The sequence below is a fragment of the Paraclostridium bifermentans genome, assembly GCF_964259345.1.
Lineage (GTDB): Bacteria > Bacillota > Clostridia > Peptostreptococcales > Peptostreptococcaceae > Paraclostridium > Paraclostridium bifermentans_B.
Genome location: NZ_CAXVJR010000002.1, coordinates 290,469 through 311,782 on the forward strand (window position 1 = coordinate 290,469; position 21,314 = coordinate 311,782).

19 protein-coding genes are annotated in these 21,314 nt (G+C 27.6%); 14 read left to right on the plus strand and 5 right to left on the minus strand.

The genetic code is table 11. The annotated features are described in order from the left end of the window. Positions 1–36: 36 nt before the first annotated feature. Entirely contained in the window at positions 37–219 is a 183-nt protein-coding gene (locus ACEXNK_RS05445) for a DUF4177 domain-containing protein (RefSeq protein WP_373599116.1), read from the minus strand. Positions 220–329: 110 nt separating this feature from the next. Continuing rightward, positions 330–959, minus strand: a complete 630-nt coding sequence (locus tag ACEXNK_RS05450; protein ID WP_373599115.1) for a TrkA C-terminal domain-containing protein — start codon at positions 957–959, stop codon at positions 330–332. Positions 960–1,125: 166 nt separating this feature from the next. Between ACEXNK_RS05450 and ACEXNK_RS05455 the strand changes: the two genes are divergently transcribed. Beyond that, positions 1,126–1,470 carry a cupin domain-containing protein gene (locus ACEXNK_RS05455; RefSeq protein WP_373599114.1) on the plus strand — a complete coding sequence of 115 codons (345 nt, stop codon included), beginning with the start codon at positions 1,126–1,128 and terminating at the stop codon, positions 1,468–1,470. Between the two features lie 84 nt (positions 1,471–1,554). Here the strand turns inward: ACEXNK_RS05455 and ACEXNK_RS05460 are convergent, their stop codons facing one another. Next, positions 1,555–2,367, minus strand: coding sequence for a carbon-nitrogen hydrolase family protein (locus ACEXNK_RS05460; protein ID WP_373599113.1), 813 nt, complete (start codon positions 2,365–2,367; stop codon positions 1,555–1,557). A 113-nt stretch (positions 2,368–2,480) separates the two neighbouring features. Here ACEXNK_RS05460 and ACEXNK_RS05465 point away from each other — a divergent pair, with 113 nt between their 5' ends. Continuing rightward, on the plus strand, positions 2,481–2,969 hold the full coding sequence (locus tag ACEXNK_RS05465; protein WP_373599112.1) for a hypothetical protein: 489 nt from the start codon (positions 2,481–2,483) through the stop codon (positions 2,967–2,969). A 24-nt stretch (positions 2,970–2,993) separates the two neighbouring features. On the opposite strand, the gene ACEXNK_RS05470 is transcribed toward ACEXNK_RS05465, so the two are convergent. Further along, positions 2,994–3,608: a DUF4397 domain-containing protein gene (locus ACEXNK_RS05470; RefSeq protein WP_373599111.1), complete on the minus strand. Its 615-nt coding sequence runs from the start codon at positions 3,606–3,608 to the stop codon at positions 2,994–2,996. 168 nt (positions 3,609–3,776) lie between these two features. Between ACEXNK_RS05470 and ACEXNK_RS05475 the strand changes: the two genes are divergently transcribed. The 5 genes from ACEXNK_RS05475 to hydF all read left to right on the plus strand — a co-directional run bounded on the left by ACEXNK_RS05475 (position 3,777) and on the right by hydF (position 9,621). After that, positions 3,777–3,953, plus strand: coding sequence for a (2Fe-2S)-binding protein (locus ACEXNK_RS05475; RefSeq protein WP_373599110.1), 177 nt, complete (start codon positions 3,777–3,779; stop codon positions 3,951–3,953). Positions 3,954–4,316: 363 nt separating this feature from the next. Continuing rightward, positions 4,317–5,717: a [FeFe] hydrogenase, group A gene (locus ACEXNK_RS05480; RefSeq protein WP_373599109.1), complete on the plus strand. Its 1,401-nt coding sequence runs from the start codon at positions 4,317–4,319 to the stop codon at positions 5,715–5,717. A 264-nt stretch (positions 5,718–5,981) separates the two neighbouring features. Then, the gene (gene hydE / locus ACEXNK_RS05485) at positions 5,982–7,031 is read left to right on the plus strand and encodes a [FeFe] hydrogenase H-cluster radical SAM maturase HydE (RefSeq protein WP_373599108.1); all 1,050 of its coding nucleotides are present in this window, start codon (positions 5,982–5,984) and stop codon (positions 7,029–7,031) included. Positions 7,032–7,047: 16 nt separating this feature from the next. Further along, the gene (gene hydG, locus ACEXNK_RS05490; RefSeq protein WP_373599107.1) at positions 7,048–8,424 is read left to right on the plus strand and encodes a [FeFe] hydrogenase H-cluster radical SAM maturase HydG; all 1,377 of its coding nucleotides are present in this window, start codon (positions 7,048–7,050) and stop codon (positions 8,422–8,424) included. 9 nt (positions 8,425–8,433) lie between these two features. Continuing rightward, positions 8,434–9,621, plus strand: a complete 1,188-nt coding sequence (gene hydF / locus ACEXNK_RS05495) for a [FeFe] hydrogenase H-cluster maturation GTPase HydF (RefSeq protein WP_373599106.1) — start codon at positions 8,434–8,436, stop codon at positions 9,619–9,621. A 19-nt stretch (positions 9,622–9,640) separates the two neighbouring features. Here the strand turns inward: hydF and ACEXNK_RS05500 are convergent, their stop codons facing one another. Next, positions 9,641–10,126 carry a staygreen family protein gene (locus tag ACEXNK_RS05500; protein WP_373599105.1) on the minus strand — a complete coding sequence of 162 codons (486 nt, stop codon included), beginning with the start codon at positions 10,124–10,126 and terminating at the stop codon, positions 9,641–9,643. A gap of 136 nt (positions 10,127–10,262) precedes the next feature. Here ACEXNK_RS05500 and ACEXNK_RS05505 point away from each other — a divergent pair, with 136 nt between their 5' ends. The 7 genes from ACEXNK_RS05505 to ACEXNK_RS05535 all read left to right on the plus strand — a co-directional run bounded on the left by ACEXNK_RS05505 (position 10,263) and on the right by ACEXNK_RS05535 (position 21,264). Beyond that, positions 10,263–12,269, plus strand: coding sequence for a S8 family serine peptidase (locus ACEXNK_RS05505; protein ID WP_373599104.1), 2,007 nt, complete (start codon positions 10,263–10,265; stop codon positions 12,267–12,269). Positions 12,270–12,280: 11 nt separating this feature from the next. Continuing rightward, positions 12,281–13,963 (plus strand): bile acid germinant receptor pseudoprotease CspC, encoded by a 1,683-nt coding sequence (gene cspC / locus ACEXNK_RS05510; RefSeq protein WP_373599103.1) that lies wholly within the window; start codon positions 12,281–12,283, stop codon positions 13,961–13,963. 263 nt (positions 13,964–14,226) lie between these two features. Then, positions 14,227–15,117 (plus strand): TSUP family transporter, encoded by an 891-nt coding sequence (locus tag ACEXNK_RS05515; RefSeq protein WP_373599102.1) that lies wholly within the window; start codon positions 14,227–14,229, stop codon positions 15,115–15,117. 162 nt (positions 15,118–15,279) lie between these two features. Next, positions 15,280–15,480 carry a hypothetical protein gene (locus tag ACEXNK_RS05520; RefSeq protein WP_373599101.1) on the plus strand — a complete coding sequence of 67 codons (201 nt, stop codon included), beginning with the start codon at positions 15,280–15,282 and terminating at the stop codon, positions 15,478–15,480. A gap of 77 nt (positions 15,481–15,557) precedes the next feature. Further along, positions 15,558–15,803 carry a TIGR03905 family TSCPD domain-containing protein gene (locus tag ACEXNK_RS05525; RefSeq protein ID WP_373599100.1) on the plus strand — a complete coding sequence of 82 codons (246 nt, stop codon included), beginning with the start codon at positions 15,558–15,560 and terminating at the stop codon, positions 15,801–15,803. 119 nt (positions 15,804–15,922) lie between these two features. After that, positions 15,923–17,926: an ATP-binding protein gene (locus tag ACEXNK_RS05530; protein WP_373599099.1), complete on the plus strand. Its 2,004-nt coding sequence runs from the start codon at positions 15,923–15,925 to the stop codon at positions 17,924–17,926. A gap of 122 nt (positions 17,927–18,048) precedes the next feature. Then, positions 18,049–21,264, plus strand: a complete 3,216-nt coding sequence (locus ACEXNK_RS05535) for a ligand-binding sensor domain-containing protein (protein WP_373601562.1) — start codon at positions 18,049–18,051, stop codon at positions 21,262–21,264. Positions 21,265–21,314 lie beyond the last annotated feature (50 nt).

Here is a 21,314-nt window from a genome sequence, read left to right on the forward strand (position 1 = left end):
TTTTAGATAGTCCCTTTTATATTAAAACAAACATTATTAATAAATTTCTTTTTCAAATACCAAGTCAAATTCAATTATTTTTCCGTTTAATTCGAAATCACTAGGTATAGCACTCACAAAACGCCAACCTTCTTTACTATACTTGTTTATAATCTCTCTATGATCTGAAACTCTAAATACAGAACTTGCTTTAGACTTAACATATATATATTCATACATAATAAATTGCCCCCTTAATTATTAACTATGCCTAAATATTAATAACGGAGTTAAGCGGAGGGTATATATAAATAAATATATATACCTAAGCGACTCCTAAAAAATTAAAGTTATTCTTCTGTTTTATATAAAAACATTGGAACAGAAGTGTGGATATTAGCATCACCAATAACCATTAAAACATCATTTTCCATAAATTCAATATAAGGGCCTGGAGAAAGGATAAGTTCTCCGTTACGCTTTACTGCTACTATAGTACCACCAGTATTTTGCCAAAAGTTAGTTTGACCAGCTGTCATACCAATAAACTTACAATCAGATGTTATTTTAAACTCAAAAGGAACTAGAGGGTTAATAGTAGATAATCTACTAGAGTAATCTACTATTTTATTCATAGTTTCTAGTATTTGAGACTCAAGTTTAGCTCTACTGTTAAGTAGAGATGATAAATCAGACCTATAAGATGATATATTAGTTATATTTTGATATTTTTTTAAAAAAGATTCAGCATTATCGGAAGATAAAACTATTATTCCTCTTCCTTTTACACTTTGAACAACTTGTATGTCTTCAAGTAACTTAACAGAACGTCTAATCGTTTCAGGTGATACATTATACTTAGCAGCAAGTGCTGATCTACCACGAAGTGTAGTTCCTTCAGCTATACTACCGTTATATATATTATTTGCTATATCAAGAGCGATTTTTTGATATATGGGCATAGTATGTGATTTTTCCATAATTCCTCCAAAAAGATTCAATAAAATATATTACAACACTTAAATATTTTATCTATATTATAAATAGATGTCTATAATAATTTAATAAATAGTATCTATTGAATATTATATCACTAAAAAAGGAAATATATATAAGATTATATAATATATAAAGGAGTAAATTTATATGGAAAATATGAAGAACTTATTGGATTCAGAGTTAGTTAAATATAATGATAGTGTTGTACCTAAAATACCAGTTTTTGAAGGGCAAGATATGACTTCAGAAGTTTATTATTTTAAATCAGGTCAAATATTAAAAGAGCATAGACATCCAAATGGAGAACAAATATTTTTCTTTTTAAAAGGAAATGGAAAAATGAGAGTAGGAGAAAATACTATTGATGTAAGTGTAGGATGTAGTGTATTTGTTAAAGCTGGAGAGTGGCATGAAATAACAAATGGAGATAGTGAAATGGTAGCAGTGCAGGTTACTAAAGTAGGAGCTGGAGCTGAATACAAAGAAAGTTAAGAGATTTGATTAAGATTGTCTCAAAATAAATAGTTATTATAAATATTATAATTAACTTATATTTTGAGACAACATTATTTAAATCTATTTATATAACTTATCTTTTTTATGTTTAATAAAAGGAAATTCTTCTCTTATTTTATCTACATAATTAAAATCTATATCGCAAATAAAATACCCTTCATTACCATCTAATCTATTCAAAATATCACCCCAAGGAGAAACTACTATAGAATTCCCGTAAGATACATATTTATCATCAAGATTTCTAGAAGGTGCACAACCTATTGTATAAACTTGATTATCAACGGCTCTAGACTTAAATAATAATTCCCAATGAGCAGGCCCAGTTTTCATATTAAAGGCAGCTGGAACTATTATAGCTTTAGCACCTTCATTTACCATCATATTAAAAATTTCTGGGAATCTTAAATCATAACATATACATAATCCAAACTTTCCAAACTCAGTTTCAAATGTAGTTACTTTATCTCCAGCGCTAATTGTCTTAGATTCTTGGATAACTTTATCACCTATTTTCATATCAAATAAATGAATTTTTCTATGTTTGCCTATCATATTACCGGATCTATCAAATACATAAGAAGTATTATATACTTTATTGTTTTCATCAAGTTCCGGAATTGAGCCTGCTACTAAGTATATATTATGAAGCTTTGCAAGTTTAGATAAATATGTGAATGTAGCATCACCCTCGTGCTCTGCGTACAAAGGAAACTTATGAGTTATATAAGGACAGCAAAACATCTCAGGTAAAATGGCTATATCAACTTTATCTTCTACAACTTTATTTAAAAAATTACTTAAAGTTTCTAAATTTTTAATTTTATCATCTACAATATTCATTTGAATAACAGCTAATTTACATTTATTCATATAATCCCCCTTTTAAAATAATTATGTAATATTATATTAATATAAATTAAACATATATACTATCTTAATGATATAATATAAAAAATATAAATTAAAGAAAGAAGGATAAAGCTTTGAATGATTTATTAATAATGCTAAATTCCGATATAAAAAGGTGCAATGAGGTTTTAAGTATAAATGATTACTTAGAGATAGTAATAACCTTAGAGGAGCTAAATGATAAATATAAGGATAATATAGAGGCTTCATGCAAAGAAAGTAATAGAGTGTGGAATTATACTAAAAAAGATTTACAAATTTTAAAAGATAAGTTGATACAAAAAAGAGATGAAATAGTAAATGAATATATTTATATAAATATTGATATAAAATCTATAATAGAAAATATGAAAAGTGATATATCTATAAATAAGGAATTAGAATATAGCGAAAAAGAAGAAGCAATAAATATTTTAGAATCTATATACATAATATATAAAGAAAAAATATCTAGGGAATTAAAGTGGGAGAAACTTAAAAAATATATAGCGATAGCATCCTCTAAAGATGTATATTTAGGAAGTAAAATATTAGAATTGATTAATTTAATAATAAAAAAATAAAAAAGGGATATTATCCCTTTTTTATTATCTACAAATATAAGAATTTACATCTACAGACTGAACGATTCCTAATGCTGGTGGATTCCCTATAGCATAAACTGTATATATCCTATTAGCCTTAAGGTTTAATTTGCCTGATAAAACAATATCTCCACCATCATTTAACGTAATATCAACATCATACATACCAGCTGGAACTTTTACATAGTCACTAGATTCTTTAAACTCTATATCTTCAAACAATACATTTGAATTAGCTAGTATATCAACACTAGGAGCATTAGGAGATAAGTGAATTACACGAACTGTAGCTTCTTTTGTAGATGGAACCTCATCGATGTCATCTTCTATTATTAAAAGCTCAATAGCATCTAAATTTCCAACAGCAGCTATAGTAAAAATTCTATCATCAGGAACATCAACCGTTTTACTTAAAACAACATCGGTATCATTTCCAGCAGGATAAACTTTTATGTTATGCATACCTTCTTCAAGATAAGAATAAGGTGTCATACTTGTAAAAGTTAAATCTTCAGCCACTAATTGATCATCAACGTAAACATCTACTGCGGGTGCATCAGGAGATGCATGAAAAACTCTAACTATAGAATAACCATCCTTAGTTTTAAAACAATCCATTTATAAATCTCCCCTTATTATAAAATTTGTTACAATAGTAGATTATGAAAATTTAAGTGTATATGTTCATTATTTAAATGAAACTTATTATAAAAAATATTTAAGGATGAAATAAGTGGGTATAATATAAATAGGACAAATACAATGAAAAATTTTAGGAGGATTATCATGTCAGAAAAAGTATGTTTATGTAAAGGAATAACGAAAGAAACTATAGTTAATGCTATAAAAAATGGAGCAAATACAGTAGAAGATGTAAAAGAAGCAACAGGTGCTACAACTGGATTTTGTCATGGTGGTAGATGTAAATCTAATATAGAAAAATTAATAGAAGAAAATAAATAATTACTTATTTAAACATAGAGTACCGTCTATTCTAACATTTTTAGAAATAGACGGTATTTTTATTATTAAGGAAAATATGATTATCATAAAAATATAGAAAAATTATAAATTTAAGTATATTAATATATTAGGAGTACATGTGAAAATTTTTTATTTAATGCATGTAATAGTTGATATATCAATTGGTTTATAGATATAGAAGTTCAAGTTAAATAAAATTTTTATAAAATTAAATTTTAAAATTTGGTATAAAATTATTTTATTGGGTATAAACATATTAAGCATTTAATTGTCTAAATTACGATTAAAGTGAGCTTTAAATTTTAACTTTATAATTTAATCACAATAAAGGAGCAATTGACAATGAAACACTTATTTACAGAAAAGGTAGTTCCAATAGAACTAGACAACCCATCTATACAAATAGACTATGATAAATGTATAAAATGTGGTTTATGCAAAAGAGTTTGTGAAAATGAAATAGGAGTTGCTAATTACTTTGATTTAGAGAAGACTGGAGATGTAGCAATATGCATAAACTGTGGTCAATGTGTACAAGCTTGTCCTAAAAAAGCTATAACTCAAGTAGAAGATATAGACAGAGTTAAAGAAGCTATAAATAATCCTGATAAAATAGTTATATTTAATACTGCACCAGCTGTTCGCGTGGCACTTGGTGAAGAATTTAACATGGAAGAAGGTTCTTATGTTGAAGATAAAATGGTTAAATCTTTAAGAGAACTTGGTGGAGACTATGTATTTGATGTAACTTTTGGGGCTGATATGACCATAATGGAAGAAGGAAGTGAACTAGTAAGCCGTATGTTAAATGGAAATGGAAAACTTCCTCAATTTACAAGTTGTTGTCCATCTTGGGTTAAGTTTGCAGAAACTTTCTATCCAGAAATAATACCAAACTTATCTACAACAAAAAGTCCAATAGGTATACAAGGTGCTGTTATAAAAACTTATTTTGCCCAAAAAGCAAATATAGATCCAACTAAAATAGTAAATGTAACTATAACTCCATGCACATCTAAAAAATATGAAATAAAAAGACCTGAAATGAGTGATTCAGCTAAGTTTAACAATGTTGAAGGTATGATGGATAATGACATAATATTAACAACTAAGGAACTTGCTAAATGGTTAAGAGAAGAAAATATAGATTTTGAAGCTTTAGAAGGTTCAAAGTTTGATAATATGTTAGGGCTTGGTAGTGGAGCTGGTGTAATATTTGGTAATAGTGGTGGAGTTATGGAAGCTGCGGTTAGGACTGTATACAATATACTTACTCATGAAAATCCACATAAAGACTTCTTACAATTTAAACCAGTTAGAGGACTAGAAGATGTTAAAGAAGCTACTGTAACAATAGGAGATAGAACTTTAAGACTAGCTGCTGTCCAAGGCACTGCACATGCTAGAACTTTAATAGAAAAATTAAAAGCAGGTGAAGTTGAGTATGACTTTGTAGAAGTTATGACTTGTAAAGGTGGCTGTATAGGTGGAGCAGGACAACCAAAGATGAAGGCTAGAATAACAAATGAGATGAGATTAAAACGTATAGAAGGATTATACGATAAAGATAAACATATAAAGGTTAAATGTAGTTATGAAAACCCAGATGTAATAAATGTATATAAAGAATTTTTCAAAGAACCACTATCTCATTTATCACATGAACTTTTACATACTAGTTTTGAATCTAAACACAATATGCTAGGCTTAGATAAAGATAGCAATGTAAGTGATATAGGATAACAAAATAGGATAGATATTATTAGCTCATTGAAATTGCAGTCATATATTGATCATATGTGACTGTAATTTTAAGGAGTTTTAAAATTGAAAATAAATTGTTAAAAAAATATAAATGAAGGATTAGAGAAAATTTTATCTAATATTATTAATTTAGACATATTAATATATAAATCTGATATTTAAATATATATTTTAATAAAACTTATGAAGTTAGGGTATATATTTAAATATCAAATTTATAAATATAAAAATCGAGGTGAATATATGGATGTCAGAGAAATTATAGAAAAATTATATAATACAAATGATGCAACTGAAGAAGAATTGTTATATTTATTAGATAATATAGATGATAACTCAAAAGCGTTATTGATGAAGAAAGCTCATGAAACTAGAATTAGAAACTATGGAAATAAAGTTTATATGAGAGGACTTATAGAACTTACTAGTTTTTGTAAAAAAGATTGTTTGTACTGTGGACTTAGAAGACATAATAAAAATGCCGATAGATACAGATTAAACTTAGAGGAAATTTTAGAATGTGTAAGAAAAGGTGATAAGTTAGGGTATAAGACATTTGTACTTCAAGGTGGAGAAGATTCTTATTTTACGGATGATAAAATGGTAGAAATAATAAAAGCTATAAAGAAAGAATTTCCACAAAATGCAATAACGTTATCTTTAGGAGAGAGAAGTTACGAATCCTATAAGAAAATGTATGAAGCAGGAGCTGATAGATACTTATTAAGACATGAAAGTGCAAGCAAGAATTTATACGAAAGCATTCACCCAGGAGAGCCTTTTGAAGTTAGAAGAAATTGTTTAAAAAATTTAAAAGAAATAGGCTATCAATCAGGTGCTGGATTTATGGTAGGAATACCAAATCAAACTAATAAAGACTTAGTAAATGATTTAAGATTTGTGAAAGAATTTGAACCAGCAATGTGTGGAATAGGACCTTTTATACCTCATAAAGACACACCACTTAAAGATTTTGAACATGGGAGTTTAGAAAAAACTGTAATATGTTTAGCTATAGTTAGGTTACTACTTCCTAAAGTATTACTACCAGCTACAACAGCACTTTCAAGTATAGACCCTAAAGGAAGGGAAGAAGGATTAAAAGCTGGAGGAAATGTTATAATGCCTAATTTATCTCCTATGTCTGTTAGGAAAAAATACTCTTTGTATGATAATAAAGCATACATATTAGATGAAGATGCAGAATATAGAACTATGATAGAACAAAAAATTAATGAAGCGGGATTTGAGGTAGAAGTAAGTAGAGGGGATAATCCTGACTTTAGGAAATAATAAAGGAGATTAAGTTATGTTTATAAATCATGAAGAAATATACAAAATTTTAGAAGAAACTAAAAATCCAACAAATAAAGAAATAAAAGAAGTTTTAGATAGAGCAAAAAAAAGAGAAGGATTATCATATAAGGACATAGCGATACTTTTACAAGCTGAAGAGGAAGCTGATTTAAAAGAAATATACTCTTTAGCAGGAGAAATAAAAAAAGATATATATGGAAAAAGAATAGTTGTATTTGCACCACTTTATGTAAGTGATTATTGTGTAAACAATTGTGTATACTGCGGATATAAAAGAGATAATAACTTCTGCAGAAAAAGATTGACAATGGATGAAGTTGCAGAAGAAGTTAAGATATTAGAACAAATGGGACATAAGAGATTAGCTTTAGAACTTGGAGAAGATCCAGTTAATGCACCTATAGATTATGTACTAGAATGTTTAGATACTATATATAAAACTCAAAATGCAAATGGAGAAATAAGAAGGGTTAATGTAAATATAGCTGCTACAACTGTTGAAAATTATAAAGCTTTACATGAAAAAGGTATAGGAACTTATATATTATTCCAAGAAACATATCATAAACCAACATATGAAAAAATGCACCCTAAATCATTAAAAGGAGACTATAATTATCACCTAACTGCTTTTGATAGAGCTATGGAAGCAGGGATTGATGATGTTGGAGCAGGCGTTTTATTTGGATTAGCTGATCCTAGATTTGAAGTATTAGGATTAATGATGCATAATGCTCACTTAGAAGAAAAGTTTGGAGTAGGTTTCCATACTATATCGGTACCAAGACTTCAACCAGCAACAGGGGTTACATTAGAAAATTATCCACATTTATTAGATGATAAAATGTTTAAAAAAATAGTAGCAATACTTAGAATTGCAGTACCATTTACTGGACTTATATTGTCAACAAGAGAAACTCCTTCAATGAGAAAAGAATTACTTAGATATGGAGTAAGTCAAATATCTGCAGGTTCATCAACTGGTGTTGGAGGGTACAAAGATAGAGAAGAGGGTAAAGAACAAAAACAATTTAAAACTAGTGATGAAAGAAGTCCAATAGAAATATTAAAAGAGTTATTGAGTGATGGATATATACCAAGTTATTGTACTGCTTGTTATAGAAAAGGAAGAACTGGAGATAGATTTATGCAACTTGCTAAATCTGGAAATATTAAATATGTTTGTGAGCCAAATGCTCTTATGACATTACTTGAATTCACATTAGATTATGGAGATAAAGAGCTATACGATAAAGCTCAAGAAATAATAAATGTAGAAGTTGAAAATATTCAAAGAGAAGATATAAAGTCACGCACTAAAGAAAGTATGGAAAAAATGAAAAATGGAGAAAGAGACTTTTATTTATAGGAGGCAAATATGAATACTACTCCAAATGCTAATAGAAAACATATAGGAATATATGGAAATACTAATAGTGGAAAATCATCCCTAATGAATAAAATTTTAGGTCAAGATATATCTCTAGTATCGAGTATAGAGGGTACAACAACCGATCCAGTTCAAAAAGCTATGGAGCTTATACCTTTTGGACCAGTTCTTTTAATAGACACAGCAGGCCTTGAGGATAAAAGTGAACTAGGAGAAGTAAGAGTTAAAAAAAGTTACGAATACTTAAAAAGATTAGATTTTGCCATATATGTAGTTGATGGTAAAAACATTGATATAAATACTTATAAATCATGGAAAAGAGAAGTTAACAAATATAACGTTAATCATATAGTAGCTGTAAATAAAGTGGATTTATTAAGTGAAGAGGATATAAATAACATAAAAAGTATATTTGATAAAGCAATATTCTTATCAGCAAAAAATAATAAGGGTATAGATGAATTAAAAAATGAACTTATAAAAAGCTTAGAACAAGAAGAAGAGGAAAAACCTATAGTAGGAGATTTATTACCTTATGGGGCTAAGGTTATATTAGTAGTACCTATAGACTCAGAAGCTCCTAAAGGTAGAATTATCCTACCTCAAGTTCAAGTTATAAGAGATTGCTTAGACCATGGTATAAAAACTTATGTTGTAAGAGATACTGAACTTCAAGAAGCATTAAGTGAATTAAAACATGTAGATTTAGTTATAACAGATTCACAAGCATTTAAGGAAGTTGATGAAATGATTCCAAAGGATATGAAACTTACTAGTTTTTCAATATTATTCGCAAGGCAAAAAGGAGAACTTAATGATTTTATTGAAGGAACCAAGAAGTTAGATAAACTAAAGCCTATGGATAAAGTGCTTATATGTGAAAGTTGCACTCATAACATATCTCATGAAGATATCGGTAGAGTAAAAATACCTAATATGTTAAGAAAGATAGCTGGTGGAGAATTAGATATAGATTATAAAGTTGGTTATGACTTTAAGGAAAATGTATCTGATTACGATCTTATAATTCACTGCGGGGCATGTATGGTTAATAGAAAAAGTGTACTTAATAAAATTGCTATTTGTAAGGAAAATAATGTACCTATAACTAACTATGGAATGGTTATAGCGTATTTTACTAAAATACTAGATAGATCAGTTGAAATATTTAAATAATATAAAAACAGGTGTATATTTATACACCTGTTTTTATATTAACTTCAATACTATCATCAATATAATCTTTTACAAGATTATAAGGTACTGTTTTATTAAAAGCAGGATACCCTGAAATAAACCTTACTAAAACCGGAGTTTGTAACAATAAAGGATTATTTTCTAAAAAAGTTATATCACCATTAACTATAGAACTAATAGACATAGGAAGCAACTCTAAAAACTTTTTATATCTATATTTAGCTACCTCATATGGATAATCTCCAACAAATACAACTAATGTCAACTGATATATATTTTGATAAAACCAATACCACTGACCATAAATTAAATTTGTACTTACTGTAAATAAATCAAGATCATAAAAGTAAGGAGATATAGATAAATCTACAATAGTTGGATTGTCTAAATGTAATATAGTATATCTTCTAAATCTAATGGGTTCAGTTTCTGTATAAGGCTTAACTATTTTTACATTTACTTTAGATAAGCTTGTATCTCTCAAGAGAACACCTCCTAACTGTAATATCTAATTTATTATATTTAAATAAATTTAAATGGTGATACATTAAACGATAATATACATATACATATATACTTAAAGAATATATTTGTAATATGTAAAAATTTTATCTAAAGAGGTGATTATTATAAAGTATGAAGTTATAGTTAAGTACAACTCTAATATAAAAAGGCTAGAAAGTGAGTTAAACATAGAAGTTGACATATTAAGTCCCTCTTATGCAGCAATAACTACAAACAATAAAGAAGATATAAATAGATTGAGAGAGTATAATGAAATTGATTATATAGAGAACGTTTATATATTAGAAACTCAAGGGTCATCAAGTGGATATTTAAATAATTCTAGATTTAAAGCAGAATATCCAAAGCATTTATATAATTATAACTTTTTAAATTCCCTAAAAACAGATTTGGATGATATAGATGGAAAAAATAAAATGAATAGATTAATGGAAATTAATACAGTTATGGATACGGATTTATCTAATTCTATATTAATAACTCATGATGAAAAATTTTTTGAAGAAGTTGAAACTTTAAACATAAGCTATGACTTAGTTAAATTAAGCAACACAAGGACATTGATGTTTCTTCAAGTTTTAAGTAGAAATAATATAGAAGCGGTACTTAGATTAAAATCAGTTGAAATAATTGAAAATGTTGTAAGAGTAACACCCCTAGGAGAAATAACTAGAGGAATAGAAAATGGAATAACGGGGCAAGAGGAAATAGGAGTTAATTTCTTTAAAAATAATCCTAATATCTTACTAACTGGTCAAGGAACAGCAATAGCTATTATAGATACGGGAATAGATTATTTACATGAAGATTTTATATACCCCGATGGAACTAGCAAAATATTATATTTATGGGATCAAACAAAAGAAGGAAATCCTCCTAATGGATTTTTTCTAGGAACAGAATATACAAGAGAAGATATAAATAAAGCTATAAAGGAAAAAGACTCTACGTTGTCAAAAGATGAAGAAGGTCACGGGACTATGATTAGTGGAATATGTGCAGGTTTAGGAAATGTAAATCGTTTATTTGAGGGGATTGCGCCTGGAGCTGATTTAATAGTAGTTAAACTAGCAAAAGTAGATGGGTATTATAATAGTGCAATGGCATTTGCTGGAGTTCAATATGCTTATAGAAAATCAGAAGAGCTAGATATGCCTACAGTGATAAATGTATCTGTGGGAAGCAATGGATTAGCAGGATATGCAGGAAGAGTTAATAGTAGAGAGACGTATCTTTCAAATGGAATATGTATAGTAACTGGAGCTGGAAATGAAGGAAATACACAAACTCATATTTCGGGAACGTTGGAAAGAGAAGGTGCTATAAATGAGATAGAAATACAAGTTGAAGAGGAAGAGCGTAGTCTAAGAATAGAGGTATGGCTTAGTAGGCCAGACAGAGTAAATTTAACTGTAATATCACCAACAGGAGAAGAAACTAAAGCTGTAGATCTATCTAACTATGATTTAGTAACGGGAATCTTTGATATAGAAAATACCACTTACTCAATTAGATACTCATATCCTGCAAGCTACTCAGGACAAGAACATACAATAGTATATTTATATAATGTAAAGAGGGGTATATGGAGATTAAGATTAGAAGGGGCTTATATAACAGGTGGTAACTATAATGTGTATTTACCTAATCGGGTTTTCTTGAAACAGGGAACTAAATTTAAGGAATCGACTCCTAATTACACAATAAATTATCCATCGGTACATAATGATGTTATAAGTATAGGCACATATAATTCAATAAGTAGAAGTGTATGGGCATCATCATCAAGAGGACCTAATATAATAGAAAGATTAAAGCCCGATGTACTAGCTCCAGGGGTTAATATAATTGCACCTTATATAAATGGAGAATATGCAACTATAACAGGAAGTGCTCCGGCAGCAGCACATGCATCTGGAGCTATTGCTTTATACTTTGAATATATTATAGTAGGAAATACTTACCCTAATAAAGGCTTTGTACAAAAAATAAGGACTTTTATGCAAGGTGGAGCAAGTAGATTAGGTGATTTACAATACCCAAATAATACAGTTGGATATGGAATACTAAATTTAAAAGGTATGTTTGATCAATTAAAGTAGGAGGGAAAAAGGTGAAAAAAAGTGAAAAATCATTTTACTTACTTTACAAAGGTAATATTATAGGAGCCTTTGAAAATAATGGAATAGAAAAGTATATTATATTAAATGATAAGCTTGCATCAATATATGTACCTCTTAATTTTAATGAACTTATATTAAACAACATAAAAGAAGTGAAATGGTGGAGCGGATCAGATGCTATGAGTTCTTTGATGGAAATTACCAATGATTTAGAAAATGGTGAAACTGCTAGTGATGCTGCTGGAACAATTTATGTAGAAACAAATCCTTACGTTAATGTTTCTGGAGAAGGGATACTAATTGCAGTAATAGATTCTGGAGTAGATTACTTACATGAAGACTTAATGGATGAAAATAATAATAGTAAAATACTATATTTATGGGATCAAGAAAGTAATTTAAAAAGTCCTCCTGAAGGGATGATATTTGGAAGTGAATTTACAAGGGAGGAGTTAAATCAAGCAATAAAGGAGAAAAATGGTAATCTAAGCAAGGATAATATAGGAACAGGAACTATGGTTTGTGGAATGCTAGTAGGCGAAGGTAATTTAATTAAGGAATATAAAGGAATAGCAAGAGATGCAGAATTGATAGTCGTAAAATTAAGGGGATATGAAGGTGTTTATTATCCAGGTAAAATAAGCTACACTGTATCGGACTTTTTAGCAGCAATAACTTATGTATTAAGAATTGCAAAAAAAGAAAATAAACCGTTAATAATTAATTTAACGGTTGGAACAAAATCAGATATAAGGGTAGAAGTATCTATATTAGAAAGTTATAAAGAGGTACAAAAATCAGGTGTTATTTTGGTAAGTGGCGCTGGAAATGAAGGGAATACAGATATACATTATAGCAATAATATACTTTCGGTAAATGAATATGAAGATGTCATAATTCAAAATGGTGAAAATAATAATTTAGATATAATTTTAAGTGGAACTGGTCCAGATAAAATTGGAATACAAATAATTTCTCCATCGGGAGATGTTAGTCAAATTATAAGGTACACCCCAGATGATCAAACATATACCGGTAAATTTTATATTGAGAATACTTCTTATAGAGTAGTCTATAGGTTTCCGTGGTTAGAAACTGCAGAACAAGCACTTGAGATAAATTTAAATGATATAAAACCAGGTGTTTGGACCCTTAGATTAACACCTGAATTTATTATAGATGGAACTTTTCATGTATACTTGCCAAATAAAAATTTAATATCTAAAGATACTAGATTTTTAGATCCTACTTCTACAGGAACAATAACTCAATTAGCACTATCACGAAAGATTATAACTATAGGAACTTATAATGGAAAAACCAACAGCTTATGGATTGGTTCTTCAAAAGGTGGATTAACAGGACATAGAATAAATCCAGATATAGTAGCTCCAGGAGTTGATATAATATCAACTTATACAGATGGAGGATACAATACAGCTACGGGAACTGGAGTAAGTAGTACTATTGTATGTGGGGCATTAGCACTTATAATGGAGTACCTTAGTGATCAAAGTGGATTACCTAAGTTATCATTGTTTACAGACCCTTTGAGAACTTATTTAATGCTTGGTGCCACAAGAGATGAGATATATGAATATCCAAATTTATCTCAAGGGTATGGAATATTAAATTTAAGAGATACTTTTAGACAAATTGCTAGAAATTTATAAAATGCAAAAGGTGGGGCATATTAAGAAAGCCCCTTTTTTATGCTAATATAATGAGAAGGTAAATATAGCACGTTCATTTTTAGATTGTGTATATTTAAAATAATAATCAATCCATTAAGATTTAAATACTTTTTATAGGTGATTTAAATTTTAAATTCAAAATTATAAAAAAAATTAAATATTACTTAAATAACTGTGGAAAATGTTATCCTTGTGTGATATACTGTGGAGGTCATAATAATTTTCATAAAGGGAGAGGAAGTATGTTAAAAGCAATCTTAGGATTATTAGCAGTAATTACAACAGGTTTTTCAACAGTCTACATAAGTGACTTTAAAAAACACAGAGATAAGAGTAAAAATAGTATATTTAAAACAGGTATACTTATAGGGTTTATAACAGACTTTTTAGATGCAATAGGGGTAGGGTCTTTTGCAACTACTACGGGGATATTAAAACTTAATAAAAATATTCATATACCAGATAAAATATTACCAGGGACATTAAATGTTGCACATGCACTACCAATGATAGTACAGGCATTTATGTCATTGAATTCAATAGAAGTGGATTTGTTAACTTTAGTAAGTATGATAATATCAGCGGTAGTAGGTTCTTGGATAGGAGCAGGGATAATATCTAAGTTACCAGAGAGAAAAGTACAATTAACTATGGGGGTTGCATTAGTTGGTACAGCTATATTAATAGTATTAGGACAAGTTGGATTAATGCCAGCAGGTGGAGAAGCTATGGGATTAACTGGAACAAAACTAATAATAGGAATAGTAGGAAACTTTATATTAGGGGCCTTAATGACAGCGGGAATAGGTTTATATGCACCTTGTATGGCAATGGTTGCTTTACTAGGAATGAATCCAAAAGCAGCTTTTCCTATAATGATGGGGGCTTGTGCATTTGTTGGACCTATAGCTAGTATAAAATTTGTGAGAGAAAAAGCTTATGAAAGAGAAATATCTATGGGAATAACTATAGGTGGAGTAGTTGGATCTGTTATAGCTTTATTATTTGTAACTAATATGCCAGTGTATTGGTTAAAGTGGTTAGTAGTTGCTGTTGTAAGTTACACTGCTGCAACAATGTTTAAAGCAGGACTAAAAAATGATGAAATTGTAGAGCTTGAGCAAGCTAGTTAATTATAGAAATCTATAAAACTTAAAAGTTTTATAGATTTTTTACGTTAAAAACTATAATTATCATAAATTTTTATTAAAAAAACAAATAATGGGTAATAGTTATATATAATTAAAAGATGAGCAAAATAATTTAAACAAATTGAAGCAAGAGAGGATAAAAATATGAAAAAACAACATGAAGAAAATACAGCAATTGAAAGAAATTCATATGAAGAATTATTTATGCCAAAGAAAAGAGCTTATGAAGAACTATTTAAAGGAGGGTCTATAGAAGAATTAACTGATGACAATCCATATTCATTTATACACCCAAATCATGATGAAGTAGAAGAATTATTAGAAAAAAGCAAAGAAGATAAATAAATTAAAAATATTAACAAAAACAACAGTTAATTAATAATATATGAATGAATAGATTATATTATTAAAGGAGTAAATATATGAAAATAAAATATAAAACGTCTGGCTGTTGTTGTAGAGAAATAAATTTAGAGATAGACGAAGATAATATAATAAAAGATGTTGAGTTTATAGGTGGATGTGCAGGGAATCTTATAGGAATAAGGTCATTAGTTATTGGAAAAAAAGCTGATGAAGTAGCTAAAATGTTAAAAGGAATACCTTGTGGTACTAAATCTACATCTTGTCCAGATCAACTATCAAGAGCAATAAGGGAAAATATATAAATAAGCTTATTTATAAAAGACAGGCGACTTGTAATAGCCTGTCTTTTATTGTCGAAAATATAGACTATTTCAAATAAGAATGATATAGTTTGTATTAATAATCGATAGGGGAGAGAAAAATGTTAGAAGTAAATAGTAAGAAGAGGTTTAAAGTAAATAATAGATTAGCAACAGTATTAACTATAGGTATATCTGTTTGTCTAGTCTTACTATATATAATTAGTTTAATTTCAATATTTAAGTACAATATAAACATGAAAATAGAACCAGAAGACTTTATAAGACTTTTTAATATATTGTTGTCGTTTTTGGCTATTGTAAGTTGTTTACTATGTTACAGCAGTACAAAAAAGGAAGAACTATTTATTATATCCTTGATGTATATGATATTTTTAGTAGATATACTTTTAGGTGTATTTGATAATTTAACATTAGAAAATACAATTATAAGTATGAAAGGATATATTGCTATATCAACATCTATAATGAGAATAGTAATTATTTTGATAGCTGTATTTCCATTTAAAAGAACAAGGAAACTTATAATGAATAATAAAATTTTAGTTATAGTTTTAGTTCTTATAGGAGCAATTTGTTTTGGATATCTAGAGCGCGAAAGTATAATATTTCCTATGAATAAGGATACTGATTTCTTTATAGGATATAATGGATTATTAATTTTCATTTACACCATAAGCAGTATAGTATTTTTTGCAAAAAGTATAAAGAAAAATGATTATACATATTCAGTTATAGGTGCAAGTATATTAATGTTATGGATAAAAGCTATATATGCAATAATAGGATCTAATAAACCTATTATAGATATAAAATTTATATCTATATCTATAACATATATGGCATTTATTATAGTTATAATAGGTTTATTTTTAGAACTTACCATAAGTATAAAGAAAAAGAAAGAGTTACAAGATGAGATAAAAATATTTTATAACTTAGTTGAAAAAAATAAACACAGTTGCATATTTATAAGTAAATTAGATGGACAAATAATTTATTCAAATAATAAATTAAAACAATATTTCTTTAAGAATGAAGAGTATAGTGAGGAAATACTAAGAGAGAAAATTAAAAAATCAATATATTCATTAGATGAAGAAATAAATAAAAACATAAAAGAAGCTATGCATATAGATGGGTGTTGGAATGGAAAGGTAGAACTTAAAAAAGAAAAGACAATACTAGATTGTAGTATACAAACCATAGATATGAATAATGATTGTAAAACATTGGTTGTATCTTTTACAGATATAACAGAAAAGCAAAGAATGGAATCTTATGTTATTGAATATGAAAAAATGAAAAATCATGAAAAAGTTAAGAATGAATTTTTCGCAAATATAAGTCATGAACTTAGGACTCCTTTAAATATATTTTACTCTACAGTTCAATTATTAGATTTAAAAATAAATAATAAAGATGAAGATTTTAGAGGCTACTACTCTAAATATAGACAATGTTTAAGATTGAATTGTCAAAGAATGTTAAGACTTATAAATAATATTGTTGATATAACGAAGATAGATGTAGGATATACAAAGGCTAATATGGTTAATTGTAACATAGTGATGTTGGTAGAAGACATAACTATGTCTGTAATAAGTTATGCAAAACAAAAGGATATCAATATAGTATTTGATACAGAGATAGAAGAGTTAGTAATACAATGTGATCCAGAAATGATTGAAAGAGCTATGTTAAATTTATTATCTAATGCAATTAAATTTACTAATCCAAATGGAAATGTTTTTGTAAATATACACGCAAATAAAGAATGGGTTCAAATAATTGTTGAAGATGATGGAGTAGGTATTCCTATACACATGCAAGACTTAGTATTTGAGAGATTTGTACAAGCAGATAAATCATTAAATAGAATGAATGAAGGCAGTGGAATAGGTCTTAGTATAGTTAAGTCTATAATAGAATTAAATGGTGGCGAAATATATTTAGAAAGTGATGGCAAGAATGGAACAGAATTTGAAATTTTATTGCCTAATAAAATGTTATTAGGAGATGAAATGGAGTTAGAAGGAACTAAATATCATGTAGACATACAAAAAATTGAGTTAGAACTTTCAGATATATATGAGCTGTATTAATGTAACTTTAAAAGTTATTGTTAAATATTGGAATAAAATATATAATATTAGTATAAATATTATTTTTTGCTTTGAAAGGAAAGTATATGGGGAAAAATTGTTTATTTAATAGGGTTAATGTTTTGATTTTAATTAATATTTTTATCCTTTGTTTTGTTTTGAAAAGCAATGTATACGCAGAATTCAAAAGTATAGCATTTAACAATTTAAATGTAGAACATGGTATGAGTCAATCTACAATCGATGTAATATTTCAAGATAGTAAAGGTTATATATGGCTTGGTACAAATGATGGTTTGAATAAATATAATGGATATGAATTTAAAGTGTATACTTATGAAGAAGATAAAAATAGTATTAGTAATAATTATATAACAGATATAGCAGAAGATGCATATGGAAATATATGGATAGCTACTATTGATGGAATAAATAAACTAAATGTAGATACAGAGGAAATTACTAATTATACTGCAGATGAAGGATTAATATCTAGTAATAATATAACAGAAGTTATGTTATCCCAAAATGGTAGTTTGATAGCTGCTACTGCGAATGGATTAAATGTATATAATGAGGAATCAAATAAGTTTGATAGAGTATTAGAAAAAGGTACAGAACTGATAAGTCAATTTATATATTCTATAGATGAAGACAGCGAAGGGAACTTATGGATAGGAACTAAAAAAGGCGTAAGTAAAGTATCTAAAAATTTAAAAGTAACAAGAAACTATCCTATAAATGATAAAGAGAACTTTATAGGAAATAGTGAAATATATAATGTATATTGTGATGATGAAAAAAATGAAGTGTGGTTTGGAACTTTAAATTCTGGATTATATAAATTAAACACAATAACTAATGAAATAAATAGTTATGTTAGTAGTCCGGATGATTCAAACTCTATACCTAGTTCATCAATAGGTGCAATTACTAAAGATAGCAAAGGAAGTATATGGATAGGCACATCTAAAGGACTAGCTAAATACAATGAAAAAGAAGATAACTTTCATATTTACACTAATAAATTATATGATAAGAACAGTTTAGTTAATGATAACGTGAAAAGTTTGATGGAAGATAGTGAAGGGCTTATATGGGTAGGAACATATTCAGGTATAAGTGTATTTGATACAGATAGCAAAATAAATCACTATAAAGCAGGACCAGATAAAGACTATTTATTAAATGAAAATATTGTACATGGTATATATGAAGATGAAGAAGGATATCTATGGGTAGGAACTAATTCGAAAGGTGTAAATATAATTGATAGAGAAACTAATAAGTCTAAATATGTAAACACATCTAATAATAAAAGCTTTATTAATGATTCCATAAATGATATAACAGGTAAAGGAAGTATAGTTTATATAGGTACAGATGGCGGGCTTATAAAAGTTGATAAGTCTAAAAATACAATATCAAGCTATACAGAAAAAGATGGACTAATAAATAATCGTATAAAAGATGTAATGATAGATAGCAAAGGCTATTTATGGATGGGTACTAGTGATGGTGTGTGTATATTAAATATGAAAACTGATGAAATTATAGATATAAATAAATATATAAATGATGGCAAAAAAGAAAATAAGTATGTACGATGTGTTTTTGAAGATAGTGAAGGAAATTACTTTTTAGGATTTTTAAGAGAAGAAGGTCTATGCAAGATAGATGTAAAAAACAAAACTATTACACACTATAAAAATGATAAAAAAAATAAAAGTAGCATAAGCAATAATTATGTAAGATATATAAATGAAGATAGTAAGGGAAATATATGGGTAGGAACTAGCTACGGACTAAATAAGTTAGATAAAAACACGGATACATTTAAAAGATATACAACTAAGGATGGTATAGCTAACAATACTATATATGGAGTATTAGTAGATAATAATGATAGTATATGGGTAAGTACAAATAAAGGAATATCTAAAATTGACACAATTAATGATAAAATACAAAATTTAAGTGTAACTGATGGACTTCAAGGAAATGAGTTTAATGGAAATTCAGCTTATAAAAACAAAAAAGGAGAATTCTTCTTTGGAGGAGTTAATGGGTTAAATTCATTTTACCCAGAAAATATAATAAAATCAGGAGAAAAGCCTAATTTACTATTTGATAAATTTATTATTAATAATAAAGAATATAATGATATTGAAGGATTAAAATTTAGTGAAACAACTGATACAATAACTATTAAGTTTTTTACTCCTAAATATTCTAGTGAAAAAAGTACAACATATGAATATAATTTAGAAGGAACTAGTGGAGATGTAGTAAGAACTAAAGATAACTATGTTACATATAATGATTTACCTCCAGGTAAGTATACATTTAAAGTTAGAGCTATAGATACAAGTGGAAATATAAGTGATGAAAACAGTGTGAACTTTACTATAAAGCCTCCATTTTGGATGAGTTGGTATGCTTATTGTATATACGTACTTATAATTATTATGTTTGTAATAAATCATAAATATAAAGTTAAAAAATTAGATAGATTAGTACAAAAGAGAACTTTGAGATTAAGAGAAGAAATGGAAAGAAATACTGTTTTATTAAATAAAAATATAAAACTAGAAAAAAATAAAAATAGCTATTTTGTAAATTTATCTCATGAGTTGAGAACTCCCTTAAATGTTATAAGTAGTACCAATCAATTAATAGTAGAACTTATGAAAAAAGATGGGGGAATAAAGGGTCAAAGTTTAAATCATCATATAGATGTATCTCAAAGAAATTGTAAGAGACTTTTAAATCTTATAAATAATATAGTTGATACTACAAAACTACAAAATGATATGTATGTAATATCTTTAAAGGAAACAGATATAGTATTCTTAGTAGAAGAAACAGCCTTGACTTTAGTAGATTATGTAAAAGCAAAAGGAATAGAGCTTATAATAGATCCTGAGATAGAAGAAAAAACTATTATGTGTGATAGTTATGAGATAGAAAGGTGCATTGTTAATTTAATTGGAAATGCAGTTAAGTTTACTCCAGAAGGTGGAACTATAACAATAAATATTGAAGATCTTGATGATAGAGTTAAGATAAGTGTTTTAGATACAGGTGTAGGTATTGATGAAAAGCATCATAAAATAATATTTGATAGATTTAGCCAAGTTGTTGATTTAAATAATGAAGTCAAAGGTGGCAGCGGATTAGGACTTACAATAACTAATCATATAGTAAAGTTACATAATGGAGAAATTTATGTAGAAAGTGAACTTGGAAAAGGTAGTGAATTTATTATAATACTTCCTATAAATCCTAATGTAGAACAGAAACCTAAATCTGAAGAATCTAATGTGGAACAAATATAATAAAAAAGCAAACTCAATTGGGTTTGCTTTTTTACTTAGATTAAATAATA